The 25,881-nt window shown below is 37.5% G+C and carries 22 protein-coding genes and 1 rRNA gene; 19 read left to right on the forward strand and 4 right to left on the reverse strand.

The window, feature by feature from the left end:
• Positions 1 to 28 precede the first annotated feature (28 nt).
• The 8 genes from KKC17_01380 to KKC17_01415 all read left to right on the forward strand — a co-directional run bounded on the left by KKC17_01380 (position 29) and on the right by KKC17_01415 (position 8,863).
• Positions 29 to 994 carry a hypothetical protein gene (locus KKC17_01380; GenBank protein ID MBU1038870.1) on the forward strand — a complete coding sequence of 322 codons (966 nt, stop codon included), beginning with the start codon at positions 29 to 31 and terminating at the stop codon, positions 992 to 994.
• Positions 995 to 1,060: 66 nt separating this feature from the next.
• Positions 1,061 to 1,645 (forward strand): ATP-dependent Clp endopeptidase proteolytic subunit ClpP, encoded by a 585-nt coding sequence (clpP, locus tag KKC17_01385; protein MBU1038871.1) that lies wholly within the window; start codon positions 1,061 to 1,063, stop codon positions 1,643 to 1,645.
• A 369-nt stretch (positions 1,646 to 2,014) separates the two neighbouring features.
• Positions 2,015 to 3,538 carry a ribonuclease Y gene (gene rny / locus KKC17_01390; GenBank protein ID MBU1038872.1) on the forward strand — a complete coding sequence of 508 codons (1,524 nt, stop codon included), beginning with the start codon at positions 2,015 to 2,017 and terminating at the stop codon, positions 3,536 to 3,538.
• A 19-nt stretch (positions 3,539 to 3,557) separates the two neighbouring features.
• Complete coding sequence (locus tag KKC17_01395) at positions 3,558 to 4,358, forward strand: YmdB family metallophosphoesterase (protein MBU1038873.1); 801 nt, start codon at positions 3,558 to 3,560, stop codon at positions 4,356 to 4,358.
• Positions 4,359 to 4,436: 78 nt separating this feature from the next.
• The gene (locus KKC17_01400; protein MBU1038874.1) at positions 4,437 to 4,715 is read left to right on the forward strand and encodes an HU family DNA-binding protein; all 279 of its coding nucleotides are present in this window, start codon (positions 4,437 to 4,439) and stop codon (positions 4,713 to 4,715) included.
• Positions 4,716 to 5,099: 384 nt separating this feature from the next.
• Positions 5,100 to 7,910 (forward strand): valine--tRNA ligase, encoded by a 2,811-nt coding sequence (locus KKC17_01405; GenBank protein MBU1038875.1) that lies wholly within the window; start codon positions 5,100 to 5,102, stop codon positions 7,908 to 7,910.
• Positions 7,911 to 7,940: 30 nt separating this feature from the next.
• Positions 7,941 to 8,621, forward strand: a complete 681-nt coding sequence (locus KKC17_01410) for a phosphotransferase (protein MBU1038876.1) — start codon at positions 7,941 to 7,943, stop codon at positions 8,619 to 8,621.
• Between the two features lie 8 nt (positions 8,622 to 8,629).
• Positions 8,630 to 8,863 (forward strand): hypothetical protein, encoded by a 234-nt coding sequence (locus tag KKC17_01415; protein ID MBU1038877.1) that lies wholly within the window; start codon positions 8,630 to 8,632, stop codon positions 8,861 to 8,863.
• Between the two features lie 39 nt (positions 8,864 to 8,902).
• On the opposite strand, the gene KKC17_01420 is transcribed toward KKC17_01415, so the two are convergent.
• The 4 genes from KKC17_01420 to KKC17_01435 all read right to left on the reverse strand — a co-directional run bounded on the left by KKC17_01420 (position 8,903) and on the right by KKC17_01435 (position 14,922).
• The gene (locus KKC17_01420) at positions 8,903 to 10,585 is read right to left on the reverse strand and encodes a GspE/PulE family protein (GenBank protein ID MBU1038878.1); all 1,683 of its coding nucleotides are present in this window, start codon (positions 10,583 to 10,585) and stop codon (positions 8,903 to 8,905) included.
• 86 nt (positions 10,586 to 10,671) lie between these two features.
• Positions 10,672 to 11,661, reverse strand: coding sequence for a hypothetical protein (locus KKC17_01425; GenBank protein ID MBU1038879.1), 990 nt, complete (start codon positions 11,659 to 11,661; stop codon positions 10,672 to 10,674).
• Positions 11,662 to 11,762: 101 nt separating this feature from the next.
• Positions 11,763 to 13,577: an ATP-dependent zinc metalloprotease FtsH gene (ftsH, locus tag KKC17_01430; protein MBU1038880.1), complete on the reverse strand. Its 1,815-nt coding sequence runs from the start codon at positions 13,575 to 13,577 to the stop codon at positions 11,763 to 11,765.
• A 163-nt stretch (positions 13,578 to 13,740) separates the two neighbouring features.
• Positions 13,741 to 14,922, reverse strand: coding sequence for a S1 RNA-binding domain-containing protein (locus KKC17_01435; GenBank protein ID MBU1038881.1), 1,182 nt, complete (start codon positions 14,920 to 14,922; stop codon positions 13,741 to 13,743).
• 239 nt (positions 14,923 to 15,161) lie between these two features.
• Between KKC17_01435 and KKC17_01440 the strand changes: the two genes are divergently transcribed.
• The 11 genes from KKC17_01440 to KKC17_01490 all read left to right on the forward strand — a co-directional run.
• Positions 15,162 to 15,815 (forward strand): MBL fold metallo-hydrolase, encoded by a 654-nt coding sequence (locus tag KKC17_01440; GenBank protein ID MBU1038882.1) that lies wholly within the window; start codon positions 15,162 to 15,164, stop codon positions 15,813 to 15,815.
• Positions 15,816 to 15,827: 12 nt separating this feature from the next.
• Positions 15,828 to 16,034, forward strand: coding sequence for a hypothetical protein (locus KKC17_01445; GenBank protein MBU1038883.1), 207 nt, complete (start codon positions 15,828 to 15,830; stop codon positions 16,032 to 16,034).
• A gap of 9 nt (positions 16,035 to 16,043) precedes the next feature.
• Positions 16,044 to 18,524, forward strand: coding sequence for a DNA gyrase subunit A (gene gyrA / locus KKC17_01450; protein ID MBU1038884.1), 2,481 nt, complete (start codon positions 16,044 to 16,046; stop codon positions 18,522 to 18,524).
• A 191-nt stretch (positions 18,525 to 18,715) separates the two neighbouring features.
• Positions 18,716 to 18,964, forward strand: coding sequence for a 50S ribosomal protein L32 (gene rpmF / locus KKC17_01455; protein ID MBU1038885.1), 249 nt, complete (start codon positions 18,716 to 18,718; stop codon positions 18,962 to 18,964).
• Between the two features lie 9 nt (positions 18,965 to 18,973).
• Positions 18,974 to 19,495, forward strand: coding sequence for a transcription antitermination factor NusB (gene nusB, locus KKC17_01460; protein ID MBU1038886.1), 522 nt, complete (start codon positions 18,974 to 18,976; stop codon positions 19,493 to 19,495).
• A gap of 193 nt (positions 19,496 to 19,688) precedes the next feature.
• Positions 19,689 to 20,381: a ribonuclease III gene (gene rnc / locus KKC17_01465; protein MBU1038887.1), complete on the forward strand. Its 693-nt coding sequence runs from the start codon at positions 19,689 to 19,691 to the stop codon at positions 20,379 to 20,381.
• A 23-nt stretch (positions 20,382 to 20,404) separates the two neighbouring features.
• On the forward strand, positions 20,405 to 22,990 hold the full coding sequence (locus KKC17_01470; protein MBU1038888.1) for an AAA family ATPase: 2,586 nt from the start codon (positions 20,405 to 20,407) through the stop codon (positions 22,988 to 22,990).
• A gap of 130 nt (positions 22,991 to 23,120) precedes the next feature.
• On the forward strand, positions 23,121 to 23,486 hold the full coding sequence (rpsP, locus tag KKC17_01475) for a 30S ribosomal protein S16 (protein MBU1038889.1): 366 nt from the start codon (positions 23,121 to 23,123) through the stop codon (positions 23,484 to 23,486).
• Positions 23,487 to 23,706: 220 nt separating this feature from the next.
• A complete protein-coding gene (locus KKC17_01480; GenBank protein ID MBU1038890.1) occupies positions 23,707 to 24,066 on the forward strand; it encodes a KH domain-containing protein in 360 nt (119 codons plus the stop codon).
• A gap of 129 nt (positions 24,067 to 24,195) precedes the next feature.
• Positions 24,196 to 24,921, forward strand: a complete 726-nt coding sequence (gene trmD, locus KKC17_01485) for a tRNA (guanosine(37)-N1)-methyltransferase TrmD (GenBank protein MBU1038891.1) — start codon at positions 24,196 to 24,198, stop codon at positions 24,919 to 24,921.
• Between the two features lie 418 nt (positions 24,922 to 25,339).
• Positions 25,340 to 25,881 (forward strand): 16S ribosomal RNA (locus KKC17_01490); the annotation flags it as partial.

The raw sequence follows: 25,881 nt of genomic DNA on the forward strand, positions 1-25,881 counted from the left end.
GTCCTTCTTAAGTTTAAGGGCTTGATTTATGATAGATGAAAATTTATTAAACCGTTTAACTGCTTTGGTAACTAGCGCCGATCGGATACTGGTAGCTGGCCATAAAAATTGTGGTGATGCTTCTGGTGCTGTGACAGCCTGCCAAACAATTTTAGAAGAGCAAGGTAAAAAAGTTACAACCTTTTTGCCGGCTGTTGTGCCGAAAGTTTTTGCTTATTTAAAAAATAGTGAACGAGTTATGACGGATCCCAATAAAATTAATTGGCAGGACTATGATTTATTTTTATGTTTGGATTCGGCTGAGCCTAATTTAACTGGTTTGGGTGACCGCTGGGCGGATAAACCGGAAGAATTATTGGTGGTAAATTTTGACCACCATTTAACTAATCCAGAATATGGTGATGTGAATATAGTAGATAAATCGGCGGCCGCCACCTGTTCCATGTTGGTGGAATGGTTTTTATTAGCTGGTTATCGAATAAGTCCGGCGGTAGCCACGTCTTTATTAAATGGTATTTTGACTGATACGGGTTCTTTTTGTAATCCAGCTACCAATCAATCATCTTTAAGCCAAGCTGGTGAGTTATTGAGACTGGGAGCTAATGTTAACAGATTTTTTTCTGAAGTTATTAGAAGTAAAACTTTATCAGAATTAAAAATTTGGGGTAAAGCCTTGGAAAGGCTGCAGACCAATGATCAGTTAGGTTTGGTAACTACCATAATTACTCAGCAGGATTTAATTGAAACCGGTTTGACTGGTGAGGCAGTTGAGGGTTTGGCTAATTTTTTAAATGATTTATCGGGTGTTAAGATAGTTTTAGTCTTAAAAGAACAGTCTGAGGGTACGATTAAGGGGAGTTTTAGAACAACTCGTGATGACATAGACGTTTCTTTATTAGCTAGAGCTTTGGGTGGAGGTGGGCATAAAAAAGCTGCTGGTTTTACAGTGGCAGGTCAATTAATTCAGGGTTTAGGTAATTGGCAGATTAAATAATTTGTAGTTTTGTTTTTGAAAGATTTTTAAAAAATGTTATAATCTTAATATATGTCCAATAAAAATATGAATTTAATACCTATGGTTGTGGAAAAATCGCAGTTTGGCGAACGGGCTTATGATATTTACTCTAGGCTCCTTAAGGAGAGAATAATTTTTATTGGTGATCCGATTACTGACGATTTAGCCAATGCTATTATTGCTCAGCTGCTTTTTTTAGATAGCCAAGACCAGAAAGCTGATATTAAGCTTTACATTAATACACCAGGCGGTTTGGTGACCAGCGGTTTGGCCATTTACGACACTATGCAACATGTTAAATGTGAAGTAACGACTATTTGTGTTGGTATGGCTGCTTCCATGGGCGCAGTGTTATTATCGGCCGGTAACAAAGGTAAGAGATTTATTCTACCCAATGCTGAAGTGATGATTCACCAAATTATGGGTGGGGCGGAAGGTCAGGCTACTGATATTAAAATTAGGGCAGAGCATATTTTACGCTTAAAGGATCGTTTAAACAAAATTTTAGCCAAACATACAGGTCAAGATTTGGGAAAAATAGAAAAAGATTCTGATCGTGATTATTTTATGACCGCCGAAGAGGCTTTGAAGTACGGTATCGTGGATAAGGTTATTAAACCAGCTCGTTAATTGTAAGTAGTTATTTTTTAAAACCCCAAATTAAGGGGTTTTTTTGGACTTGATTTTGACTTTAATTTAGGGTATAGTGAAAAAGCTGATATTTAACTTACAAGTCTTTTCAGAATTGATTAGCAAGGAGTTTTGGTGGCCTTATTGTGGAATGTTATAAGAATGAAGTTATAGCTATCGGTTTTAGTAGTACATTTATTAAACCAATGGTAATTAAACCAGTAGTTATTAAGAGTGATCTAATAAAGTAAACCGGTCTATAAAATATAGACGGGTGCTGGTTTAAGGTAACTTCAATTTAATATTAGTAAGGCCGGATTATCCTTGGTAGTCGCCAATCGGAAGCGATTTGTGATATAAGGATTTTTTATGTCTAGTTTAGTTTATTTATTTATTTTGCTGGCTTTAGCCGCCGGTTTGTTTTTGGGTTATTTGTTAAGGCGTTTATTGTCGGTCCGTTCTAAAGATGCGGCCGAGGTAGAGGTTAACAATATTATTAGTAGTGCCAAGAATCAAGAAAAAGATATATTACTGCAAGCTAAAGAGAAGGCTATTAAAGTTATTGAGGATGCCAAACAGGAAGAGTCGGCCCGTCGGCGGGAGATTCAGCATTTGCAGGACAGATTGGAAAAAAGAGAGGCAACTTTTGATAGCAAGTTTTTGGAATTAGAGAATCAAAAACAAAAAACCGAAGAAGAGAGGTTAAAATTCGAGGCAGCTCGTGAGGAAATAAAAAAAGTTAGAGAAGAACAGTTTCAAAAATTAGAAAAAATAGCTACCTTAACCAGGGAAGAGGCGCAAAAAGTTTTATTTGATAATGTCGAGGAAAGAATAAAGGATGAATTAGCGGTTCGGATCCGTAAGTTAGAGGATGTTTCTAATCACGAAGTAGAAAAAAAGGCTAAGTCGATTATTGCCACAGCCATGGAAAGAGTAGCTTCTTCTCATGTGGTAGAAACAACTACCACGGTGGTGGATTTACCTAATGATGATATGAAGGGGCGAATTATTGGTAAGGAAGGTCGCAATATTAAAGCTATTGAACAGTTAACCGGTGTGGAAATAATAGTTGATGAAACGCCGGGTACTATTGTTTTGTCTGGTTTTAATCCGATTAGACGGCACGTGGCTTGTAAGGCTTTGCAGGCTTTAATTGCTGATGGTCGTATTCATCCAGGAAGAATAGAGGAATCAATTGATAAGGCTAAGAGGGAAATTAGCGAAGATATAAGACGGGCCGGTGAAGAGGCGGCTTATGAGGTTGGCGTGGCTGGTTTGGATCCCAAATTAATTCAATTGCTTGGTCGCTTGAAATTTAGAACTAGTTATGGACAAAATGTTTTACAGCATTCCAAAGAGGTAGCTCTTTTATCTAAATTATTGGCTGAAGAATTAGGGGCTAACGTAACGGTGGCCACTAAAGGTGGTTTACTGCACGACATTGGTAAAGCAGTTGATCATGAAATTCAAGGTTCTCATCCAGAAATTGGTTATGACATAATGAAGAAATTTGGTTTGCCGGAGGAGGTTTCTTATTTAGCTATTGCTCATCATGAAGATTCGCCACACACTTTGGAAGGTATTATTACTAAGGTGGCGGACGCCATTTCGGGAGCTAGGCCGGGAGCCAGAAAAGATACTTATGAAAATTATTTACAACGTTTACAGGAATTAGAAAACGTGGCTACTGGGTTTTCCGGTGTCGATAAGGCTTATGCCATTCAGGCTGGTCGAGAAGTCAGGGTATTTGTTCAGCCAGAAGCTTTGGATGATTATGCCGCTATTAAGTTAGCTCGAGATATTGCTGATAAAATAGAACAGGAACTTAAATATCCAGGGGAAATAAAAGTCAATGTTATTAGGGAAACTCGAGTAGTGGAATACGCTAGATAAGTTTTTGGATCTTGGTTTTATGAAATTACTTTTTATTGGTGATATTGTTGGTCGAGCTGGTCGGCAAGCTTTAGCCAAAGTTTTACCTGATTGGCGCAGGGAATATCAACCGGATTTAATAATAGCTAATGTTGATAATTTGGCTCATGGTCGAGGGGTAACTAAGAAGACTTTGGCTGAGTTAGCTTCTTTATCGATAGATGTTTTTACGGGAGGTGATCATGTTTTTGATACACCCGAGGCTATTGAGTTACTGCAAAATAGTAACAATTTTTTATTACGTCCTTTAAATTACCATCCAGATCAACCAGGCCGGGGAGCTATGAGAGTCAAAGTAGGTAGTCGAGAAATTTTAATTGTTCATTTGTTAGGGCAGGTTTTTATGGACGATCAAGTGGCTTCGCCCTTTAAAACAATTGATGAGTTTTTAAAAAAAGAATTATTACAAGCTCCAGTTAATGGTATCGTGATTGATTTTCATGCGGAAGCCACTAGCGAGAAAGTAGCTTTAGGGTGGTATTTGGCTGGACAAGTTACAGCCGTGTTAGGTAGTCATACTCATGTTATGACAGCTGATGAAAGAATTTTACCAGGCGGTACGGCTTATTTAACTGATATTGGTATGACTGGCGCTATAGATGGGGTAATTGGAGTTAAGAAAGAAGGTAGTTTACAAAGATTTTTAACTGCTTTGCCCCACCGATTGGAGCCTTTAGAAAATGGCCAGACTCAAGTAGCAGCTGTTTTGGTTACTTTTTCCCCACTTAACGGTCAGGCTGAGGCTATTAGTCGTTTGAGTAAAATAGTGGCTATTGATTAGCTTTTGTGGTAAAATTACTATAGTTAGCGGTTTTAAGCTAAATCTACGCTAAAGTTTTAAAGGAAAGGGGGTGACACCATGAATAAAGCGGAACTAGCCGAGAAAATAGCAGCTAAGGTTCAGCTTAGTAAAAAGCAAGCTGAAGAAACTTTGGAGGCTATGGTGGAGATTATTATCAATACCTTAAAATCCGGCAGCGAAGTGACGATTACGGGTTTTGGCAGTTTTTCTGCTCGGCAGCGTGCCGCCCGCATGGGCGTCAATCCTCAGAATCCGGGAGAAAAGATGCATATTCCAGCTGTTATTGTGCCTAAGTTTAAGGCCGGTAAAAGCCTGAAGGATGCGCTAAAATCGTAAATCATTTTGTTCTAAAAATACCCTACTTTTTGGTAGGGTATTTTTATTTATTGACTTTAAGTTTGATTGGATTAAGATAAAGGTACAAGTTAATAAAAACCTTAGGGTGAATTAATGTCCTCACTCAATCTAGGTTAAGAGAAGAAAACTTTGTTTAACTAAAGTTAGTAGAACTCTTCGGGGTACGCCCGTTATAGTGTGAGAATTAAGAGATTTTGAGAATAGCTAGGGTATAAATTCTGTAGCTAGGCTCGGAATAAATAAGGTGGTACCATCCCGTTTATTCGCTATCTGCCAATTGGCCGAAGCCTAAACAGGGTCCTTATCCCAAGTCAGTTAGGCTGTGGGATTTTTTATTTGATTTATTTATATCCAGTTAATTTTATGGCCAATCAAGAACTACCTAAAGCATATGAACCGCAAAAATATGAAAGCGATATTTATAAAAAATGGGAAGACAATGATTTTTTTAATCCGGATATTTTAAGAAAGTCTGCCGAGTCTTTTACTATTAGTTTGCCGCCACCTAATGCCACTGGAACTTTGCATTTGGGGCACGCTACTATGTTGGCCATTCAAGATTTAATAATTCGTTTTCATCGTCTAGCTGGCAAAAAGACTTTATGGTTGCCTGGTACTGATCACGCCGCCATTGCCACGCAAAACGTTGTAGAGAAGAAATTATATAAAGAGGAAGGTAAAACTAGGTTTGATTATGGACGTCCAGAATTACTTAAGAAAATTGATGAGTTTGTTGCCAGTTCTAAAAGTACTATTCGTCAGCAAATGAGGGCTATGGGGGCTTCTTGTGATTGGTCCAGAGAAAGGTACACTTTGGATGAGGGATTATCGCGAGCGGTTAAAGAGGTGTTCGTTAGAATGTATAAGGATGGTTTAATTTATCGTGGCAAAAGAATTGTTAATTGGTGTACGCGCTGTGGTACTACTTTATCTGATGATGAGGTTGAATATAAAAACAGTCGGAATAAATTTTATTATTTAAAATATGGCCCGATTGTTATAGGAACGGCTCGACCAGAAACTAAAGTTTTGGATAAGGTAATTATTGTTCATCCTGATGACGAACGTTACCAAAAGTATCTAGGTAAAGAGTTTGATGTGCCTTGGATAGATGGTACGGTGCGGGCCAAAGTAGTGGCTGACCAAACAGCGGAAAAAGATCTTGGTACCGGCGCCATGACTATTACGCCGGCCCATAGTTTTGTGGATTTTGAGTTAGCGCAAAAATATGGTTTTGACATAGTGGATATAATTGGTCCCGATGGCAAGATGACCAAAGCGGCTGGTAAGTTTGCTGGTTTGCCGGTTAAAGAAGCTCGGAAAGCTATAGTAGAGGAATTACAGTCTAAAGGTTTAGTGGAAAAGATTGATGAAGATTATGAACATAATTTATCCATTTGTTATCGTTGTGGTTGGGCTATTGAGCCTATGCCCCAAGAGCAATGGTTTGTGGCTGTGGATAAAGAATTTACTGCTTTAGACGGACAGCCAACGACTTTAAAGAAATTAGCTTTACAAGCCGTGGCTAGTGGACAAATTGAGATTATCCCCGAACGATTCGGTAAGATTTATTCTCAGTGGTTGAATAATTTAAAAGACTGGTGTATTAGTAGGCAAATTTGGTTTGGCCATCGGGTTCCGGTTTGGTACTGCGGTGTCCAGACAGGCGCCAATAAAAGAATGGGTTGGGCAGATGATGTGGTGCCTCAAGTTAAGGATGGAAAAACTTGTACCTATAGATTACGTGATCATGGTTTTTTAGTAGGCGATAGAGTAATTTTTGAGGATAGCTTTAAGCATCAGGTTTTTGGTTATGGTCGTATAACAGAGATTAATAGAGCTAGAGTTAAGGATTTAAATTTACAGGATAAGAGACACTATACATTATATGATAGTACTGAACAGTTAATAGGAGTTTTTAAAAAAAGAAATTCAAATAAATTAGTTGATGAGGAAACAGCGGTTTGGTCCTATGTTTATGAATTTGATAGTCAGCTACCTGACAAAGATTGTGGTTGTAGAATTATTTCCTCGGTAGAGCCTTTAGTTTGCCCTACTTGTGGTGGCCAAGAATTACACCAGGATCCTGATACTTTGGATACTTGGTTTTCTTCTGGACTTTGGACTTTTTCTACTTTGTTGGCTAAAGACCATGATAAATATAAAACTTGGCAGGAGTGGCTTGATAACAGTCCAGATTTAAAAAATTATCATCCCACCAATTTAATGGAAACCGGTTATGATATTTTGTTTTTTTGGGTGGTCAGAATGGTTATAATGACTAAGTATTCTTTAAACCAAATACCTTTTAAAAAGGTTTATTTGCATGGTTTGGTTAGGGATAAGCAAGGTAAAAAAATGTCCAAATCTTTGGGCAATGGTATTGATCCTTTGGCTATGATAGATAAATATGGCGCCGATGCTTTGCGTTTATCGATGATAGTTGGTACTACGCCGGGTAATGATTTTAGATTATACGAAGAAAAAATTGCCGGTTATCGGAATTTTATTAACAAGTTATGGAATATCAGTCGGTATATTCTAATGAATTTGTCTAAGCCGCAAAGGGTGGAAGATGTTCCCGCAGCAAAAACCTTGGCTGATAAATGGATATTATCTCGTTTATCCCGAATAATAACTTTGGTTACGGAAAAATTGGAAAATTATGAATTATCCCAGGCAGCTGAATCTTTGTATGATTTTACTTGGCACGAGCTGGCTGATTGGTATTTGGAAGTAGCTAAAGCGGAAGAAGATAAGGAGGAAATATTTAATTATTTATTGACCCAGCTTTTAAAATTGTGGCATCCTTTAGCGCCGTTTATTACTGAAGTGTTGTGGCAAGAAGCTTTTGGTGACAAAACTGATAAAATGTTAATAGTGCAAAGTTGGCCCCAGCAGTTAAAAAAGATTGACGAAGAAGCAGAAGCGGCCTTTAAGAAAATTCAAGATATTGTGACGGTTATTAGAAATTATCGGGCGGTTAATAAAATGGTTTCTAGTCAGCAGTTAAAAATTTTTGTTAAACAAGGGGAATTAACTAAAGAAGCTAAGCTATCAATAAAAAATTTAAGAACAAAAATTGATTGGTTTGATAACTTAGATAGTTATCAAGAAGAAATCGTCGTGGCGGATATAGTGTTAGGTGTTGACATAACCGGGAATAAGGATTAAATTTAATAATTAATATTTGTTGTGTTTAATATGTTTGAGAATATAAATTACAAAGAAATATTTGCTCATAATGAAAAAGTTAATCAGGACAATATAGAAATTGCTCATAAGTTAATTGAAGAAGTTTCAGTTAATCATATAGAGTTGGGGCAAGGTGACGAAGCTCGGGTTTATTTTTCTCATGATGTAAACAAGCAGGATTTTTGCGTCAAGGAGTTACATCTGCCGCCTAGAATTTTCGTGGTTAATACCATTCAACAGGAAATGTCTTTGCAAGAACAAGCTATTCAGTCTGGTGTTAGGTCGCCCAAGCCAGTATTATGTTTAGAAACAGATAAAGGTGAATCATTTTTGGTTATGGAAACAATTAAAGGCCATAATCTTCTGGAGATTATAGAAAAAGGTTTGGCTTTGCCAGAAAATTTTAAACAAGAATTTTTTTGGGATGAACTAAAAAATATGTTAGATAAATTGCACGCCGAGCAAATTTATCATCGAGATATTAAGTTGGCTAACATTATGATGGATTACACAGACGGTTCGCCGATAATAATTGATTATGGTCGGGCGGCTCGGGTCGTGGGAGAAGACAATCCTTATATTGATATTGACTATGGTAAAAACGAGCAGATTAATTATAAAGATGATTTAAAAGCTTTAAATTCTGTTAAGTCTCAATTCACCTCTTACTTGACAAATAGATTAAAATAGATTATTATATGATATTAAAAAATATAGGAGAACAAATGGAAAAAATAAAAATCTCTGAAGAGATTTTGTCTAAAGCTAAAGCAGTTCTTGAAGAAATGATTGCTGGGGATTTAGAAAAAAAATCTTTAGGGGATGATAGTTTCCCCAATTTTTATATTGTTCGTGGTGAACCGCAAGAAGGTATAAAAATTGCTCGTCTGGAATCTTCAGACGAAAAAAAGGCTTACATAATCAGCCTTTAAAAAAATTGTAAGAGCTACCCTTAAGGTAAGCTCTTATTTTTATTCAGCTACTAAAAAGACTTCTTGAACAGTGGTAATTCCTTCGGCAGCTTTAAGTAGACCGTCTTGAATCATAAGTACCATACCGTTTTTTATAGCGACTTCCTGAATGGCGTATTCAGAAATTTGGCCAGATAAGAGTATTTTTTCTATATCTTCGTTAAGGATTAGTATTTCATAGATGCCAATTCGTCCTTGATAACCTAAATGATTGCATTTATCACAGCCCTGACCACGGAAGAATTTGGTTTCAGCTAGATTAATTTGCCGGCCACTGTTTTTAGGTAGAGCGGTTAGTTGTTTTTTAATTCGGTCTAGTATTTCTTGGTCCAAAGGGTCTTCTTCTCGACAATGGGCACAAATTTTTCTAACTAATCTTTGTCCGATAATACAATTTAAGGCGGGTGCTAAGAGGAAGGGTTTAACTCCCATAGCCAAAAAGCGCGGAATGGCTCCAGCAGCGCTGTTAGTGTGGATAGTGGATAAAACCAAATGCCCGGTTAAGGCGGCATTAACGGCGATATCAGCTGTTTCAAAATCTCTAATTTCACCAATCATTACCACGTCTGGGTCTTGTCGTAGAATAGCTTTTAGGCCGCCAGCAAAATTATAGCCGGCTTTATGGTCAATTTGGCTTTGATTAATACCTTTTAGTTTGTATTCAATTGGATCTTCTAAGGTGATTATTTTGGTGGCTGGATCGTTAAGTTGGTTGAGGATAGCATAAAGAGTGGTTGTTTTACCGCTACCAGTAGGACCGGTAGTAATGACCATACCATTAGGACGAACGATTTCTTTTTTTAAATCATTATAGGAGTTGCCTTTGAGACCCAATTGATCAAAATTAAGCCCAGTAGCCGAAGAACGTAATAATCTCATAACAACTGATTCGCCGTAAGCAGTGGGGATAGTGGAGACACGAACATCAACTTGATCTTGTTTTAGATTAATAGTAAAACGACCGTCTTGTGGTTGGTTGATAATATTTATTTTGAGCTTGGCTAATAATTTAAGGCGGGAAATTATTTTAGACCAAACCTCGGCTTTTAACTCAGCTACTGTATAGAGTGTGCCATCAATACGATAGCGGATGATTATTTCATGTTCATTAGTTTCTAAGTGAATGTCTGAAGCTTTCATAGCTAAAGCACCGGCTACAGTAACTGTAACGAGTTCAGTGGCGTTAGCTTGGTTAAGTAGATTATTGAGTTCTTTTAAGTTACTGCTGGTGGCCAAATATTTATTAATATCTGCTTCATTAACCGTTAAACCGCTGGTTACTAGACGTTTTTTGGGCAGATTAGCATATTGTTTAAGTCCAATAGTTAAACTATGTTCAGAAATTAGATAGATCAGAACTGTTTTTTTAAGTTGGTTAGTTAAGTCGGTTAAGAAATTTTTAAAAGCTGAACCTACCGGCTTTAAACAAGCTAAGTGGATTTCTTTATCAGACAGCAATATAGGTACTACTTGTAAGGCGAGAGCTTGCTGTTCTGGTACAGCTGATAGGGCCTCCGGAGTAATGGGGAAATTCTGGAGGTTAACATATTTTAAATTTGATTGACTAGCTCGTTGTTTAACTTCTTGTTCCAACTCTTTTAATTTGAGGTCGGTTATTTTGGTTGTTAACTTTTGATTCGCTTGGTTGAAAGTTGAAGGAGATTGTTGGGTAATTCGTGGCATAGTTTGTAGGGGGTAATATGGTAACTTTAGCAAGTGGTTAATTTAAAAACAACCCCCGCTACTGGCGGAGGTTGTAGGAAGATGATTTAATTTTTTTTAAACCACTTAGGTAGTTTGATTGGTAAATCCTGTCGCCAACGGGTAAGCTTAGCTGTAACACTGCCAGCTCTAAGCCGGCGGAAGAGTAGGGTCCAAGTAACATATTGGAAAACAGCGAACCACATGCCAGCTACTATAAAGAGTAGGAAAATCGGTAGGAGTCTGAATAAAGTTAAGAAGTTAAAATTAGTTAACAGGACATAAACTTCTAAAGCAATAGTATTGGGGGTTACTAAGAATAGACTAAAGCCCAGTGCCAAATTAATAAAGAAAAGTATGGCGGCTGTTTCTAGGGAGATAAGCCAATTTTTAAAGAATAAGTTCAAACCTTTTTCCAGAGCCGACCACCAAGATTCGTTTTCTAATACAATATATATGGCGGCGTAACGTAGAATGAAAGACAGAATGATTGTTAAGGGTATGGAAATGAGGTAGGAAATTACTAAGAGAGCATTAAAATTCCAGTTGTTATTGGGGTTGGCTAAGAAAGAAATTAAGAAGGGTAAATAGGCTACTATTAATAATAGGGCGGTTATAAAACGGGTTAAGGCATTTAACCAAAAGATCGGCCAAAACTTTTTTATACCTGTTTCGCTGGCTGTAACTAAACTGATTGGTTGTTCGGCATCGATATTACCAGCCGCTTTAATAAGAGCGGCTTGGGAAACGGTAATTATCCAAATAGCTAATAAAAGTACAGCTAAAATAACAACAATTAACCAAACGCTGGCAATCGGTGAAGCAGAAAAGTTGGCCATTAAGTTTTGGCTAATTTCTTTTAGTTGGTCGGCACGTAAGGTTTGTTTTAAAGCAGTTAAAGCACTAGCTTGATTATTTATTTGTTCTCGGCTTAAAGACAGTATGTTATATTCACCGCCATTACCAGCTAAAGCTGTTAACAATCCCAAAGGCCACAGCCAGTAAAAACGCCAGAGAATTTGCCAAGAACGTTTAAGTATATCGCGGTATATTTTCATAAAATGACTGTTAATTAATAGTTATAACTAAACACCTTCTTTACATAAAGAAGTATACAACATTTTGACAAATAAGTTCTAGCGCTTAGAAAATCCAAATTTTAATCATTTTGAGACATTAGTTGCTCAAAGGCTTCTTTTTCTAGGACTTCCTGGCTTATTAGGGTATTGGCTAATTTATCTAGTTTGGCCTTATTTTTTTTGATTAAGGAGTGGGCGGTTTGGTAAGCGGTTTTTAAAAATCGGCCGACTTCGTCGTCGATGGCTTCAGCAACTTTTTCACTATAATCGCGTTGTTCTGATATTTCACGACCTAAAAAGATCATTTCTTCTTTTAGGCCAAATGTTCTGGGGCCGAGTTTATCTGACATACCATACTCGGTTACTAATTTTCTGGCTAGTTTAGTGGCTTGCTGAAGATCATTTTGAGCACCAGTAGTTACTTCGCCGAAGATTTCTTTTTCTGTGGCATGGCCAGCTAACATAACTGCTAAATCAGCTTCAAATTCTGAACGTTGGTGCATGTATTTATCTTCACTCGGCAATTTTAAGGTATAACCAGCTGCTTGTCCTCGAGCAATAATAGACACCTTGTGAACTGGATCAGCCTTGGGTAGCAGGTGGGCAATTAAGGCATGACCAGCCTCATGATAAGCGGTTATTTTCTTTTCTTTGGTGGATAAGATATGGCTTTTTCTTTCCGGTCCGAGCATAACTTTTTCAATAGCCTCTAAACAATCACTTAAGCTGATTTGTTTTTTATTGTGGCGGGCCGCTGAAATAGCCGCTTCATTTAATAAATTACTAAGATCGGCACCAGAAAAACCAGGTGTTCTTTCAGCTATTAATCTTAAATTCACCTCCGTAGCTAAAGGTTTAGTTTGGACATGAACTTTTAGTATGGCTTCGCGGTCATTAATATCTGGTGGGTCTAAGGCTACTCGGCGGTCAAATCGCCCCGGTCTTAATAAAGCCGGATCTAAAACGTCTGGACGGTTAGTAGCAGCCATGACAATGACATTAGCTGTTGGTTCAAAACCGTCCATTTCTACTAATATTTGGTTAAGGGTTTGTTCTCGTTCATCATGACTACCACCTAAACCAGTGCCACGTTGTCGGCCGACGGCATCAATTTCATCTACAAAAACAATGCAAGGTGAATTTTTTTTGGCTCGGGTAAATAAGTCTCGGACCCTGGAAGCACCGACACCGACAAACATTTCTACAAATTCTGAGCCGGAAATATGAAAAAAGGCAACATTAGCTTCGCCAGCTACCGCCCGGGCCAATAGAGTTTTACCAGTGCCTGGTCGGCCGACTAGCAAGACACCTTTAGGTATGCGTGCCCCTAAATCCAGGAATTTCTTGGGACTTTTTAAAAATTCCACCACTTCTAAAAGCTCTTGCTTGGCTTCTTTAACGCCAGCGACGTCTTTGAAAGTTACCTTGCTTTTATTGTTTTTAAAGTTACTTTCTCGGGCTTTGGATTGTCCAAAAGATAAAGCGCGATTATTAGCCCCTTGAATTTGGCGGGACATAAAAATTATGAAACCAACCAATAAAAGCAAAGGCAATAAGAAAGGTAATAAGGTGGCTAACCAATAACCCAGGCCAGTTGGTTGTTCAACTGTAATAGTTAATTTTTTTAGTTTTTCCGGAGCTATTTGATAGTTGCTGATAAGGGTGGATAAAGAATCACTGGATTCCTTTTCTGTTTTTATAATTTTACCGTCTTGCAGAGTTAAGGACAGTTCATTACCAGCGATGTTTATACTTTGAGCTGTTTCATTATCTATGGCGGTGATTATTTGGTCCAGACTTACACTGGTGGCTGGTTGTTGGCTATTTTCATACCAAGAAAAAATTGCTGCCAGTAAAAGAAATGCTAAAAAGAAAATCCCGAAATTTTTTATCATGTTGGACATAAGGTTAACTTAGTTTATTTATGGGTAATTTATAAAATTTAGTAACTTGAGTATACCTTGATTAGGCTAAGGTCAGCAAGTGATTTTATTAATAAAAATACTCCATTTACCGACGGATAAATAGAGTATTTGATTAGCTAGTAGAGCTTTATAGTTAGTCAGTTTTTTTGTCAGTTTCTTCTGGTTTACCAGGCTCGTTAACGGACTCTTTTTCTACTTTGTCGTCGGTATTAGATTTATCTAAAGCTTTAATAGATAAACCTAAGCGGTGTTCTTTAGGGTCCATGGAAATTATTTTGAATTCCCTAGTTTCGCCAATAGTAACTATTTCGCTAGGGTCTTTGATATTTTTGGCTGAGACTTCGGAAACGTGACAGAGCCCGTGTATTTCTGGATCAAGTTCCACAAAAACACCAAAAGGATTTAATTTAATAACTTTACCCTGAACAATATTTTCTACTTTGTATTTTTCGGCTACTGATTTCCAAGGATCATCCATTAAGCGCCTAAAGGATAGAGATATTTTAGAGCCGTCAATATTTATTATTTTGGCTTTGACTTCCTGGCTTACTTTTACAACTTCTCTGGGGTCATCGATTCTTTGCCAGGCTAATTCGGAAATATGAACCAAACCTTCTAAGCCTTGGCCGAATTCCACAAAGCAACCAAAATCAACCACGCCAGAAATTTTTCCTTCTATAATATCGCCGACTTGGTATTTATCCAGCTTGTCCTTTTGTTTTTCCTCCCAAGCTGCTCTTTCAGAAACGATGAGTTTATCATTTTCTTCATTAACTGTAATTACTTTGGCTTCTAGCATCTCGCCAATGAATTTTTTTAACAATTCTAAAATTCGAGATTTGTCGCCACCTTCTACTCTAGGATAGTGTTCAACAGCTAGTTGAGAAACTGGTAAAAAACCATCAATCTGTCCCAATTTGACCATTAGGCCACCTTTATTAGCGTCGATTACCTTAACTTCTATAACTTCACCGGATTTTTTTAAGTCTTCCAGGTTACCCCAGGCTTTTTGGTGACCAGCCTGTCTAAAAGAAAGTTCCATTTCACCAGTTTCGTTTTCTAATTCTAAAACTGTGGCTGTAACTTGATCATGTATTTTTAAATCGGAGTAATCGCCAGATTCGTCAAATAGTTCCCGGCCACGTATTACACCAGTGGTAAAACCTGGTAAGTCCAGTTTAACTTCTCTTTTTCCTAAAGTGATAATTTGACCTTGAACTAAGTCGCCGACTTTTGGTACAGTGGCACCTTCTGGACTGTTTAGGAGCGCTTGCATGGCTGAATTCGGCGCTTCATTTAATTTAGTTTCTTTCATAAGTAACAAAAAAATAACCTAACCCATCCCGCAATAATTTTACGCGACAGGCCCTTTAAAGCAGTTTAAGCCACCAATAAATTTTGGTTGGCCGTTGCTTAAGGACAAATAAATAAATAAAATTTTAAGCTTAGGCTATTTAAAATAACTTAAGCTTCAATACTATAGGTTAAAATATCTATTTTGGCAAGACTGACCCTTGTCCTAGGGGTAAAATTATGCTATGATTAGGCTGTTATATGGTTATACAGTGGTTTGGACAATCTTGTTTTAAAATTCAAGCCAAACCGGGACCAGGGCAAGAGGTCACGGTTATTTTTGATCCTTTTGATCCCAAAAGGGTTGGTTTAAAATTACCTAAATTAGTCGGAGATATTGTTGTGGTAACACACGATCATTTTGATCACAATTATACGGAGGGGGTTACGGGGCAACCTTTTTTGATAAACGGTCCTGGGGAATATGAATTTAAGGGAGCCTTTTTGTATGGTTTACCCGCTTGGCATGATGATCAAGAAGGTAGGGAACGAGGAGCTATTACCATGTGTTTTTTGGAAGTAGAAGGTTTATCCGTGGCCCATTTAGGTGATTTAGGGCAATCGGAACTAACTAGTCAGCAAATGGAACTTTTGGAAGGGGTGGATATTTTACTTTTGCCGGTGGGTGGAAATTATACAATTGATGGAAAGAAAGCGGCTAGTATAGTTAATCAAATTGAACCAAGGATTATTATCCCGATGCATTATAAATTACCTGGTTTAAAAGTAGAGATTGAGGGAGTAGATAAATTTGTTAAGGAAGTTGGTTTTAAGCCGTCAACAATGGATAAGCTTAAAATAGTCAAAAAAGATTTACCGCAAGAAGATTCCCAATTGATTTTATTAACGGTTTAGGTTTAATGTTTTATGCCTTTGAAAATAGGCAGAGCTCAAAATCGGTTTTCTGATAAGAAGAAAGTAGTTTTGTTTTTTTTGTTATTATTTTTAATAAGTTGTTTGGCTTTTTTTTCCATTAGTTATAGTTGGCGTTTAGCCGACAAGAAGCCTAGTGTAGATTTATTTCAATCTATTAAAGAACGTTTAACTAATATATCACCGTCTTCAGTTCGTTAGTTTAATTTTATGACTAGTAAAAAAGATAATTTAGCTCTAATAGAAAATCCACCGGAGGTTAATAGAGTAATCAACCAATCAATCGAAGAAGAGATGAAACAATCCTATTTGGATTATGCTATGTCGGTTATTGTGGCGCGAGCTTTGCCAGATGTTCGGGATGGTTTGAAGCCGGTTCACCGTCGGATACTTTATGCCATGTGGGATATTGGTTTAAAACCTAACGCCAAATTTAGAAAAAGCGCGACAGTGGTTGGTGAAGTTTTGGGTAAATATCATCCGCACGGTGATGCGGCGGTTTATGATTCTTTAGTTCGTTTGGCTCAACCTTTTGCCATGCGCCAGGTATTGGTAAAAGGTCAGGGCAATTTTGGTTCGATTGATGGTGATTCCGCTGCCGCTATGCGTTATACCGAAACTAAACTAGCCCAAATATCTGAAGAATTACTAACAGATATAGAAAAGGATACGGTTAATTTTTTACCTAATTATGATGGTTCGCATCAGGAGCCTCAGGTCTTACCAGCTCGCCTACCTAATTTGTTGCTTAATGGCACCATGGGTATTGCTGTTGGTATGGCTACCTCTATTCCACCTCATAACTTGGGGGAGTTAATTGAAGCTATTCAGTATTTAATAAGTGATCCAGAAGCCACAGTGGATGATTTAATGAAATTTGTTCAAGGCCCAGATTTTCCCACGGCCGGTGCTATTTTTAATAAAGAAGATATTAAGCAGGCTTACGCTACAGGCAAAGGTTCAGTGGTTATGCGCGCTAAAGCTGAAATAGAAGAATTTAAAGGTGGTTTTGCCATAATTGTTACGGAATTGCCTTATCAGGTTAATAAGGCTGAGTTAGTAATGAAAATAGCTGAGTTAGTTAAAGAAAAAAAGATTGAGGGTATAAAAGATTTGCGAGACGAATCGGATAAGGATGGTATTCGGGTAGTTATTGAACTTAAAAAAGATGCTTATCCTAAGAAGGTTCTAAATCAGCTTTATAAGCACACGGCTTTGCAAACTAGTTTTCATTTTAATATGTTGGCTTTGGTGGATGGTTTGCAACCTCGAGTTTTGACTTTAAAGAGTATTTTGGAAGAATATCTAAAGCATCGTCAGGAAGTAGTTAAACGTCGAGCAGAGTTTGATTTAAAAAAAGCTGAGGATCGAGCCCATATTTTGGAAGGTTTGGTAATGGCCTTGGAAGATATTGATAAAATAATTACCACTATTAAAAAATCTAAAGATAAAGAAGATGCTAAAAAGAATTTAATAGCCAGATTTAAATTATCCGATCGTCAGGCCGAAGCTATTTTGGAAATGAAGTTACAGCAGTTGGCCAATTTGGAAAAATTAAGATTAGAGGAAGAGTTGAAAGATAAACGGAAATTAATTAAGGAGTTGAAAGAGTTATTAGCTAACCAAAAAAAGATTTTAGGTGTTATTAAAGAGGAGTTAATTCATATAAAGGATAAGTATGCTACCAATCGATTAACTAAGGTTTATGCCGGGGCGGTTGATAAGTTTACTCAGGAAGACTTAATTCCTAATGAGGCGACGGTGGTTATAATCACCAAAGACGGTTATTTAAAACGTTTAGCGCCGGATACTTTTAAGGCTCAGGGTCGGGGCGGTAAGGGTGTGATAGGTTTAACTGCTAAAGAAGAAGATTCAGTGGAGCAATTGTTTTCCACCACTACGCACGCTGATTTATTATTCTTTACTAGTCGTGGCAGGGTGTTTGAGCTTAAGGCTTATGATGTGCCTCAAGGTTCTAGAACTTCTAAAGGCCAGGCAGTAGTGAATTTTTTGCAGTTATCACCTGAAGAAAAAGTGTCGGAGGTTCTGTCTTTGACAGAGTGGGAAGGTTATAAGTATTTGATTATGGTAACCAAGCAGGGTGTTATTAAAAAAGTAACTATCGATGCTTTTAGTAATGTTCGGCGGTCTGGTTTAATTGCTATTAATTTAAAAAATGGAGACTCTTTGTTATGGGTAAAACCATCAACCAGTGAAGATGATGTAATAATGGTAACAGCTAAGGGGCAGTCTATCCGTTTTAAAGAAAAAGGTGTTCGACCCATGGGTCGAACGGCCGCGGGGGTTCGAGCCATACGTTTAAAGAGTGGCGATGAGGTAACTGGCGTGGATTTAATAAATGAAGGTCGACCAGGTCCAGATGAACAATTATTGGTAGTTATGGCTCATGGTTATGGTAAACGAACTAAACTTCGGGAGTATAAGGTGCAGGGTCGCGGCGGTAGTGGTATTAAAACAGCTAATATTACAACTAAAACCGGTCAGATAGTTTATGCTTTGGTGGTTAATGCCAAACGAGAACAGGAAGATTTAATTGTCATGTCTGATAACGGTCAAGTTATTCGTTTGGCTCTTAAAGCTGTGTCGGTTTTAGGTCGCGCTACTCAAGGTGTTAGAATAATGAGATTTAAAGCAGAAAAGGATCAAGTGGCTAGTGTGACTTTTGTTTAGGGTTATTGGGGATTTCATTTTGGTGGCCGGGTATAAACTAATACTTAAATAAAACTACCGTTTATATTGACGGTAGTTTTTAGGGTAGAAATATTTATTATTTTCAGTTTATTTATTTGACTTATAAGTAAAAACCAGTATAATCAGTAGAGCATTAACTAAATGTTTTAATTGTTTTAACATTATATATTATGGGTTTACCTGGTCATAGACGGACATCTTCTCACAAGCGTAGGCGGGCTTCTCATTTTGCACTTAAACCGGCTCATCTTACCAAGTGTACTAATTGCCAACAACCGGTGGTTACCCATCAGGCTTGTGCCAATTGTGGTTATTATAAGGGGCGTCAGGTTTTGGAAGTTAAATTGAAGAGTAAGGCTCTGAAAGCCAAGGTCGCTGAGGTGAAACAAGATAAAAAAGATAAAAAAGAAGCCAAATAATTTTTAATAATGTCTTCTCGCCATCTTATTAGGACTGCTGTTTTACAAACCATGTTTCAATGGGATTTTTTGGATAAGGCGGGGAATTTGTCAGCTATGGTGGAAACTAATCTAGAGGAATTAGCACCGGGTGCGCTAGATGATGGATTTGCCCAGAGGTTAAGTCAGGGTATAGTCAATAACTTAAAAGATATCGATAGTACTTTAAAGCGTTTGGCTCCAGAATGGCCTCTTGATCAAATTACTGGTGTTGATCGTAATATATTACGTTTGGGAGTTTACGAACTTAAGTATGGTAAGGAGATTCCACCTAAAGTAGCCATAAATGAATCTATTGAGTTGGCTAAAGCTTTTGGTTCGGATGCTTCTAGTAAGTTTATTAATGGTGTCTTAGGTAGTTTATATAAAGAAATGGCTGGTGCGGGTGAAGTACCGATTGAGGATTTTAAACAGGTTTTTGAGCAAACTCTGGCGGCCGAACCTGGTTTACCAAAAAGTAAGGATAATGTAGATGTGGTGAGCGAGGGTTAGTTTGTGATAGAATTAAATAATCATTATTAATAAATCTTAAATTTTAAATTTAAACTCTAAATAATTACCAATACCTAAAACATAATAAGTTGTGATTTGGTTATTGTGATTTATTTTTTTTGACCAGTGAGTAATAACGCTTTTAAAAAAAGAGAATAAATTAAGATTTAGATTAAGAGGGAAACCTATTGTTATGCGGGATTTTAGTGAGTTAGAGAAAATAATTGGTTATAAATTTAAAGAGATTGATTTGTTGCGTCAGTCTTTGGTTCATCGGTCTTATCTTAATGAAAATCCGGGTTTTAATTTGCCACATAATGAGCGTTTGGAATTTTTGGGGGACGCTGTTTTGGAATTAGTGGTTACGGAATATCTTTATAAAAATTATCCTAATCCCGAGGGGGAGTTAACTAATTGGCGAGCGGCCTTGGTTAATGCTAATTTTTTGGGAGAAATTGCCGGTTTTTTAAATTTAGGTGATTATTTGTATTTATCACGCGGTGAAGCCAAAGATAGTAATAGTAAAGCTCGGCTTTATATTTTAGCTAATGCTATTGAGGCGGTTATCGGGGCTATTTATTTGGATGCTGGTTGGGAGCAGGCTAGTCAGTTTATTAATAAAAGTATTTTAAGTCATTTGCCGGAAGTTTTGGCTAAGGCTTTATATTTGGATCCCAAGAGTCGCTTTCAGGAAATTGCTCAAGACAAGGTTGGAATTACTCCTCGTTATGATGTTTTGTCTGAAGTGGGTCCTGATCATGCTAAAATTTTTCGAGTTGGTTTATATTTAGATTCGGAGTTAATAGCTGAAGGGCAAGGCAGTTCTAAACAGGAGGCTCAAGTATCGGCTGCCCAAGCTGGTTTAGTAGCCAAGGGTTGGGAATAATTTAAATTTTGTTTTTTTATATAATGTTTTTACAAAAAGTTGAAATTCAAGGTTTTAAATCATTTGCTCGTAAAACGGTCTTAGAATTCAATCGGCAGTTCACAGCAATTGTTGGTCCTAATGGTTCTGGTAAATCAAATGTGGCTGATGCTATTAGGTGGGTTTTAGGTGAGCAATCTCTTAAGACATTACGCGGCAAAAAAGCTGAGGATGTTATATTCGCCGGCAGCGATAAAAAAAGTCGTTTGGGTATGGCTGAAGTGTCTTTGTACTTGAATAATGAAAATGGTTTGGTGCCTATTGAATTTGGCGAGTTGGTTATTACTAGGCGTATTTTTCGCGATGGTCAAAGTGAATATTTGTTGAACAATTCTCAAGTTCGTTTGCAGGACATTCAGTTATTATTGGCTCGAGCTAATATTGGTCAAAGAACTTATAGTGTGATTGGTCAGGGTATGATTGATTCTATTTTGTCTTCTTCGCCAGCTGAGCGGAAGGAGTTTTTTGAGGATGCTACTGGCGTGAAACAGTATCAGCTTAAGAGGGATCAGGCTATAAATAAACTAACAGCTACTTATGTAAATTTAGAGCAGGCCAGTTTATTATTGCAGGAAATAGAGCCTAGACTTAGGGTTTTAACTAGGCAAGTAAAAAGATTGGAGCATCGAGAGGAGTTAACGGTAAGTTTAAGGCAACAGCAAAAAGATTATTATCGTTATCGTTATTGGTATTTAGAAAGGAGCCGTTTAGTTATCGGTAAAACTTGTTCGGAAATGGAAGTAGCTTTACTTAGTCAGCAAAATTTAATAAAAGATTTGAGAGCTAAATTAAACGCTAAAGAAAAATCAGTTACTGTGTCTTCGGCTTGGCAAAAATTGCAAAGCCAGCAGGCTGAACTACGCGTTAAAATTGGCCAATTAACTAAAGATTTAGCCGTTGCCCAGGCTGCTGAGGAAATAGGACATTTTAAAAAAGGTGAAGGAGAAATTGCTTGGCTTAAGCAAAGATTGGCCGAAGTAGAAAGGGAATTAAATGAAGCCGAAGCTAAAGAGACTGATTTACAAAATGACCTGTTGAGTAAACGGCGACTATTGGCTTTAAAAACTAAAGAACGGACTCAAGTAGCTGTTTTGTTTGATGCTTTAGATAAAGAAGAAAAACCTGATTGGCTTAATAAAGATTTAGAAATCTGGCTAGCGCAAGCAACTAATTTATCCAGTCGTTTTGATCAGGCAGTTGATTTATCTGCAGTGGCTGTTTTAGCTGAAGAGCTAAAAAAGGTTATAAAAAAGATAGCCATTATTTTAGAACGTTTAAAAAAGCCAGCTGGTTCTTCTAAGGCCGATTTTACTAAAACCTTGGAACATCATGAAGGTTTAATTAATGAATTAGCTTCTTTAACAGCTGAAATAGCTAGTTTGGAAAAGTCGGTGGTTAGTTTAAAGGAAATAGCTAATCGATTACGAGATACTAAGATTAAAGTAGAAAAATCTTTGCAAGTTAAACCAACCAAGGTTAGTGATGTTAATCAAACAAATGAAATTAAAAAGTCTTTAATTAATTTGGAAAACCAAATAAATCAGATTGAAGTTAATTTGGCTCAGTTTCATACTAGGCAAGAGGCTAAGGAGGCAGAGTTATTTAACCTGCAAAGGGAATTAGAAACAGCTACTAGCCAGGAATTAATTTTGGAAAGAAAATATCATGAGAGTAAAGTAGAACAAGCTAGGATAGAAACCCGCTTAGAAGATTTAGAGCATGAATTAGCCCAAGAAACTACTGTGGAGTTGGTTAGAGAAATAAAAGAAGTTGGAGAGGTTAAATTAATTGATGAGGGAATAGTTGCTTTAGAATTACAAAAGTTAAAAAGGCAATTGGAATTAACTGGTGGTATTGAGCCGGAAGTAGTTACTGAATACCAGCAGACTAAAACTCGATTTGATTTTTTAACTAGCCAAACAGGTGATTTAGAGCAAGCGGCCAAATCTTTAGAATCAATTATTCAGGATTTAGATAAGACTATCGAAAAGAAATTTACTGTTGATTTTAACAGAATAAATGATAAGTTTACTGAATATTTTAAGGTTTTATTTTCCGGCGGCCGGGCTCAGCTTAATTTACAAAAAAATGAGCCAGTTACCGAACAAACAACCGGGGAATCTGTTTTGTCTGATCAGGTTGATTCAACTAATCAGGAGCCTGTTGGTCCCAAGCAAAAGTTTCTATTAAATGAAAAAATTAGAGCTTCTTTATTTTCTGGGGTTGATATTCAAGCTACTCCGCCGGGTAAAAAATTATCTTCTATAACCGCTTTATCGGGTGGTGAAAAAGCTTTAACCTCCATTGCTTTAATTAGCGCTATTATTTCTTGCAATCCATCGCCCTTTGTGGTTTTGGATGAAGTAGACGCGGCTTTGGACGAATCTAACTCAGAAAGATTTGCCGCTATTTTGGAAAAATTAAATAAACAAACTCAATTTATTACTATTACTCATAATCGGGCGACTATGCGTCAGGCTGATATATTATATGGTGTAACAATGGATGAGGATGGTGTTTCTAAATTGTTATCAGTTAAATTAGAAGAAGCTAAACAAATAGCTGAGTAGTTTTTTAATAAAAAAGTAACTTTAGTCCAAGTTAAGATTGGTAGTTTTGTTTATAGGGTTTTCTTGACAGTCGTTTGGTTTATTGTTATTATCATCTGGCATTAATCTTAAGTTAGTTTATAGAAAAAATATGTTAGCAATCCGTTTGGCGCGAATAGGTAAGAAGCAAAAGGCTTATTTTCGTTTAATAGTTTCGGAAAAAACCAAAGACACTCATGGTGATTATTTGGAAATTTTGGGTAATCTTAATCCTCATACTAATCCCAGCACTGTGGTTTTGAAAGAGGATAGAATTATTTATTGGTTAAGTAAGGGTGCCCAACCTTCGGCTGTTGTTCATAATATGTTAGTAGATAAAGGTTTGCTTAAGGTCGCTAAAGTAAAAGCTTGGCGAGCTAAACCAAAGACAACGAGTGAATTAGAAGCGGCCAAGACTGTTAAGGAAGAGTCAGCCAAGGAAGTAAAAGTAGAATCGGTTGCTCCGCCAGCTGCTTAATTATAAATATTTTAAAACCTCCCCAAATAAGTTGACTTCGGGGAGGTTTTTGTTTTACCATAAGTCTTGTTGTTTGTTCTTTGATAATTTAAACGACTATATTATAAGGTTGGCCGAAAGTCTGACAAAAGGTCGAAATATTTATCAGTTTTAGGTCCGGACCAAAGATTGGTTGTTTTTTTAAAGAATGAATGGCAGTTTTATCTTTAGTGTTATGAATATGTCACAAGATATACCGAAAGACCAGGAATTCATTGACTACGTTGTGAAAGCGTTGGTTGATCATCCTGAGGGAGTTAAGACCGAAAGAACGGTTGATGAAATGGGTGTTCTTATTACCCTACACGTCAGCCCTGAAGATATGGGACAGGTTATTGGCCGTAGTGGTCAAACTGCCCGCAGCTTACGCACCCTTTTGCGGGTGGTAGGCGCTAAGAATAATGCTCGAGTGAATCTTAAGATTTACGAGCCAGAAGGATCCAAGGGTCCTAGGTACAGCCGAGAAGAGCGCGCCCCGATGTCGGGTGAAGGTGATTCCGCTGCTACCGATACATCGATGGTTGATGATTTGAAGATATAAAATTGTTTTTAAACAGCCCTCCGCTACCAGTGGAGGGCTGTTTAATGGCCAAGATTTATTTAGCAAGGAATTTGGGTGATTTTCGATTTTTTTTGGACTTTTTTAAATAATTCAAATAATATGGTAGTTATGAAAAAGTTTGAAATAGTTTCCATTTTCCCCCAGGCTTTAAACTCTTATTTTGAGGTTAGTATTTTAAAACGGGCGCAGGAAAAAAAATTAATTAAGATTACCAGCCATAATTTACGTGATTTTACTACGGATAAGCATCGCAAGGTGGATGATAAGCCTTACGGCGGGGGAGCCGGTATGGTTATGATGGCTGAGCCGATTTTAAAAGCTTTAAAATTTTTAAAAGCTTTGCCTAACAAAACCAGTGCCCGAAAAAAAGTTAGAACTATTTTATTGGCCGCCAACGGCCAATTGTTTAATCAAGCAACGGCTAAAAAGTTAGCTAAGTATGATAAGTTAGTTTTAATTTGTGGTCGCTATGAAGGGGTGGATGCCAGGGTAGAAAAATTTATTGATGAAAAAATTTCTGTCGGACCTTACGTAGTAACAGGCGGTGAATTGCCGGCGGCTATAATTATTGATGCCGTATCAAGAATGGTACCTAAGGTAGTTGGTAAGGAAGAGTCTATAAACAATGAATCGTTTTCTAATACTAGTAGTGAGGTACAAGGAACGAGTGGTGAAAAGTATTTAGAGCATCCTCATTATACGCGTCCGGAAAAATTAGTTATTCATAAAAAGAATTATAAAGTCCCTAAGGTATTGCTGAAGGGCAATCATAAATTAATTATTGATTGGCGCTCTAAAAATTCATTTAAAGTAATCAAAAAATCACCAGGCTAATAAGTTGCTTAATTGTCTTATCGTTAGTCTTGACAAAAACAGCACTCTTTTCTATACTAAACAAGCATTAATAACTAACCTTTAAAACAACCGCCTAGAAACCCCTTAAAATTTAAGGAGATTTTAGAAAAAACAGTGGTACTTAATCAATTAGGATTTTGAGTATCTCTGTTTTTTCTACGCTTTAAAAAGCCTAGGGAAAATCTTCTTAAATTAGGAAGAGAAATTTGTTCTTTAATAAAGTGATAGGAAAAGCCATAATAAGTCAATTTCCGATTTATCAGCCTTAGGCTGGTAGATCAACTGGTCAGCTTAAGTTTTGTATCTTTCCAACATAAAAGATACGTTAGAAACTAAGGTTCATCGCCAGTCTAAATAAGTGTGAACTCATAAAGAGCTAATTCAAACATCTTGAATTTTTATTGAGAGTTTGATCCTGGCTCAGGATGAACGCTGGCGGCGTGTTTTAGGCATGCAAGTCGAACGGTTTATTTTGTTCCGCAAGGAATGGAATAAGTAGTGGCAAACGGGTGCGTAACACCTTGGTAACCTACCCCGAAGTTCAGAATAACCTCGCGAAAGCGAGGCTAATACTGGATGTGGTTCTAAATCTTATGATTTAGAAAGAAAGCAGCAATGCTCTTTGGGAGGGGCCTAGGTTCCATCAGCTTGTTGGTGAGGTAACGGCTCACCAAGGCTACGACGGATAGGGGGCGTGAGAGCGCGACCCCCCTCACTGGGACTGCGACACTGCCCAGACTCCTACGGGAGGCTGCAGTCGAGAATCTTCCCCAATGGACGAAAGTCTGAGGGAGCGACGCCGCGTGCAGGAAGAAGCCCTTCGGGGTGTAAACTGCTTTTTTATGGGAAGAAATTTGACGGTACCATAAGAATAAGGGGCTGCTAACTCTGTGCCAGCAGCAGCGGTAATACAGAGACCCCGAGCGTTGACCGGATTTA

The organism is Patescibacteria group bacterium (genome assembly GCA_018817715.1).
GTDB lineage: Bacteria > Patescibacteriota > Patescibacteriia > Veblenbacterales > UBA10138 > JAHITT01.

Excerpts from the sequence above, each read along its gene's own strand:
- rny (MBU1038872.1), top strand. The coding sequence starts at position 2,015 with ATGTCTAGTTTAGTTTATTTATTTATTTTGCTGGCTTTAGCCGCCGGT.
- clpP (MBU1038871.1), top strand. The coding sequence starts at position 1,061 with ATGAATTTAATACCTATGGTTGTGGAAAAATCGCAGTTTGGCGAACGG.
- KKC17_01470 (MBU1038888.1), top strand. The coding sequence starts at position 20,405 with ATGTTTTTACAAAAAGTTGAAATTCAAGGTTTTAAATCATTTGCTCGT.
- rnc (MBU1038887.1), top strand. The coding sequence starts at position 19,689 with ATGCGGGATTTTAGTGAGTTAGAGAAAATAATTGGTTATAAATTTAAA.
- KKC17_01445 (MBU1038883.1), top strand. The coding sequence starts at position 15,828 with ATGCCTTTGAAAATAGGCAGAGCTCAAAATCGGTTTTCTGATAAGAAG.
- KKC17_01440 (MBU1038882.1), top strand. The coding sequence starts at position 15,162 with ATGGTTATACAGTGGTTTGGACAATCTTGTTTTAAAATTCAAGCCAAA.
- KKC17_01395 (MBU1038873.1), top strand. The coding sequence starts at position 3,558 with ATGAAATTACTTTTTATTGGTGATATTGTTGGTCGAGCTGGTCGGCAA.
- rpsP (MBU1038889.1), top strand. The coding sequence starts at position 23,121 with ATGTTAGCAATCCGTTTGGCGCGAATAGGTAAGAAGCAAAAGGCTTAT.
- KKC17_01425 (MBU1038879.1), bottom strand. The coding sequence starts at position 11,661 with ATGAAAATATACCGCGATATACTTAAACGTTCTTGGCAAATTCTCTGG.
- KKC17_01435 (MBU1038881.1), bottom strand. The coding sequence starts at position 14,922 with ATGAAAGAAACTAAATTAAATGAAGCGCCGAATTCAGCCATGCAAGCG.
- KKC17_01410 (MBU1038876.1), top strand. The coding sequence starts at position 7,941 with ATGTTTGAGAATATAAATTACAAAGAAATATTTGCTCATAATGAAAAA.
- trmD (MBU1038891.1), top strand. The coding sequence starts at position 24,196 with ATGAAAAAGTTTGAAATAGTTTCCATTTTCCCCCAGGCTTTAAACTCT.
- KKC17_01415 (MBU1038877.1), top strand. The coding sequence starts at position 8,630 with ATGATATTAAAAAATATAGGAGAACAAATGGAAAAAATAAAAATCTCT.
- nusB (MBU1038886.1), top strand. The coding sequence starts at position 18,974 with ATGTCTTCTCGCCATCTTATTAGGACTGCTGTTTTACAAACCATGTTT.
- KKC17_01420 (MBU1038878.1), bottom strand. The coding sequence starts at position 10,585 with ATGCCACGAATTACCCAACAATCTCCTTCAACTTTCAACCAAGCGAAT.
- rpmF (MBU1038885.1), top strand. The coding sequence starts at position 18,716 with ATGGGTTTACCTGGTCATAGACGGACATCTTCTCACAAGCGTAGGCGG.
- gyrA (MBU1038884.1), top strand. The coding sequence starts at position 16,044 with ATGACTAGTAAAAAAGATAATTTAGCTCTAATAGAAAATCCACCGGAG.
- KKC17_01400 (MBU1038874.1), top strand. The coding sequence starts at position 4,437 with ATGAATAAAGCGGAACTAGCCGAGAAAATAGCAGCTAAGGTTCAGCTT.
- KKC17_01480 (MBU1038890.1), top strand. The coding sequence starts at position 23,707 with ATGTCACAAGATATACCGAAAGACCAGGAATTCATTGACTACGTTGTG.
- KKC17_01405 (MBU1038875.1), top strand. The coding sequence starts at position 5,100 with ATGGCCAATCAAGAACTACCTAAAGCATATGAACCGCAAAAATATGAA.
- ftsH (MBU1038880.1), bottom strand. The coding sequence starts at position 13,577 with ATGATAAAAAATTTCGGGATTTTCTTTTTAGCATTTCTTTTACTGGCA.
- KKC17_01380 (MBU1038870.1), top strand. The coding sequence starts at position 29 with ATGATAGATGAAAATTTATTAAACCGTTTAACTGCTTTGGTAACTAGC.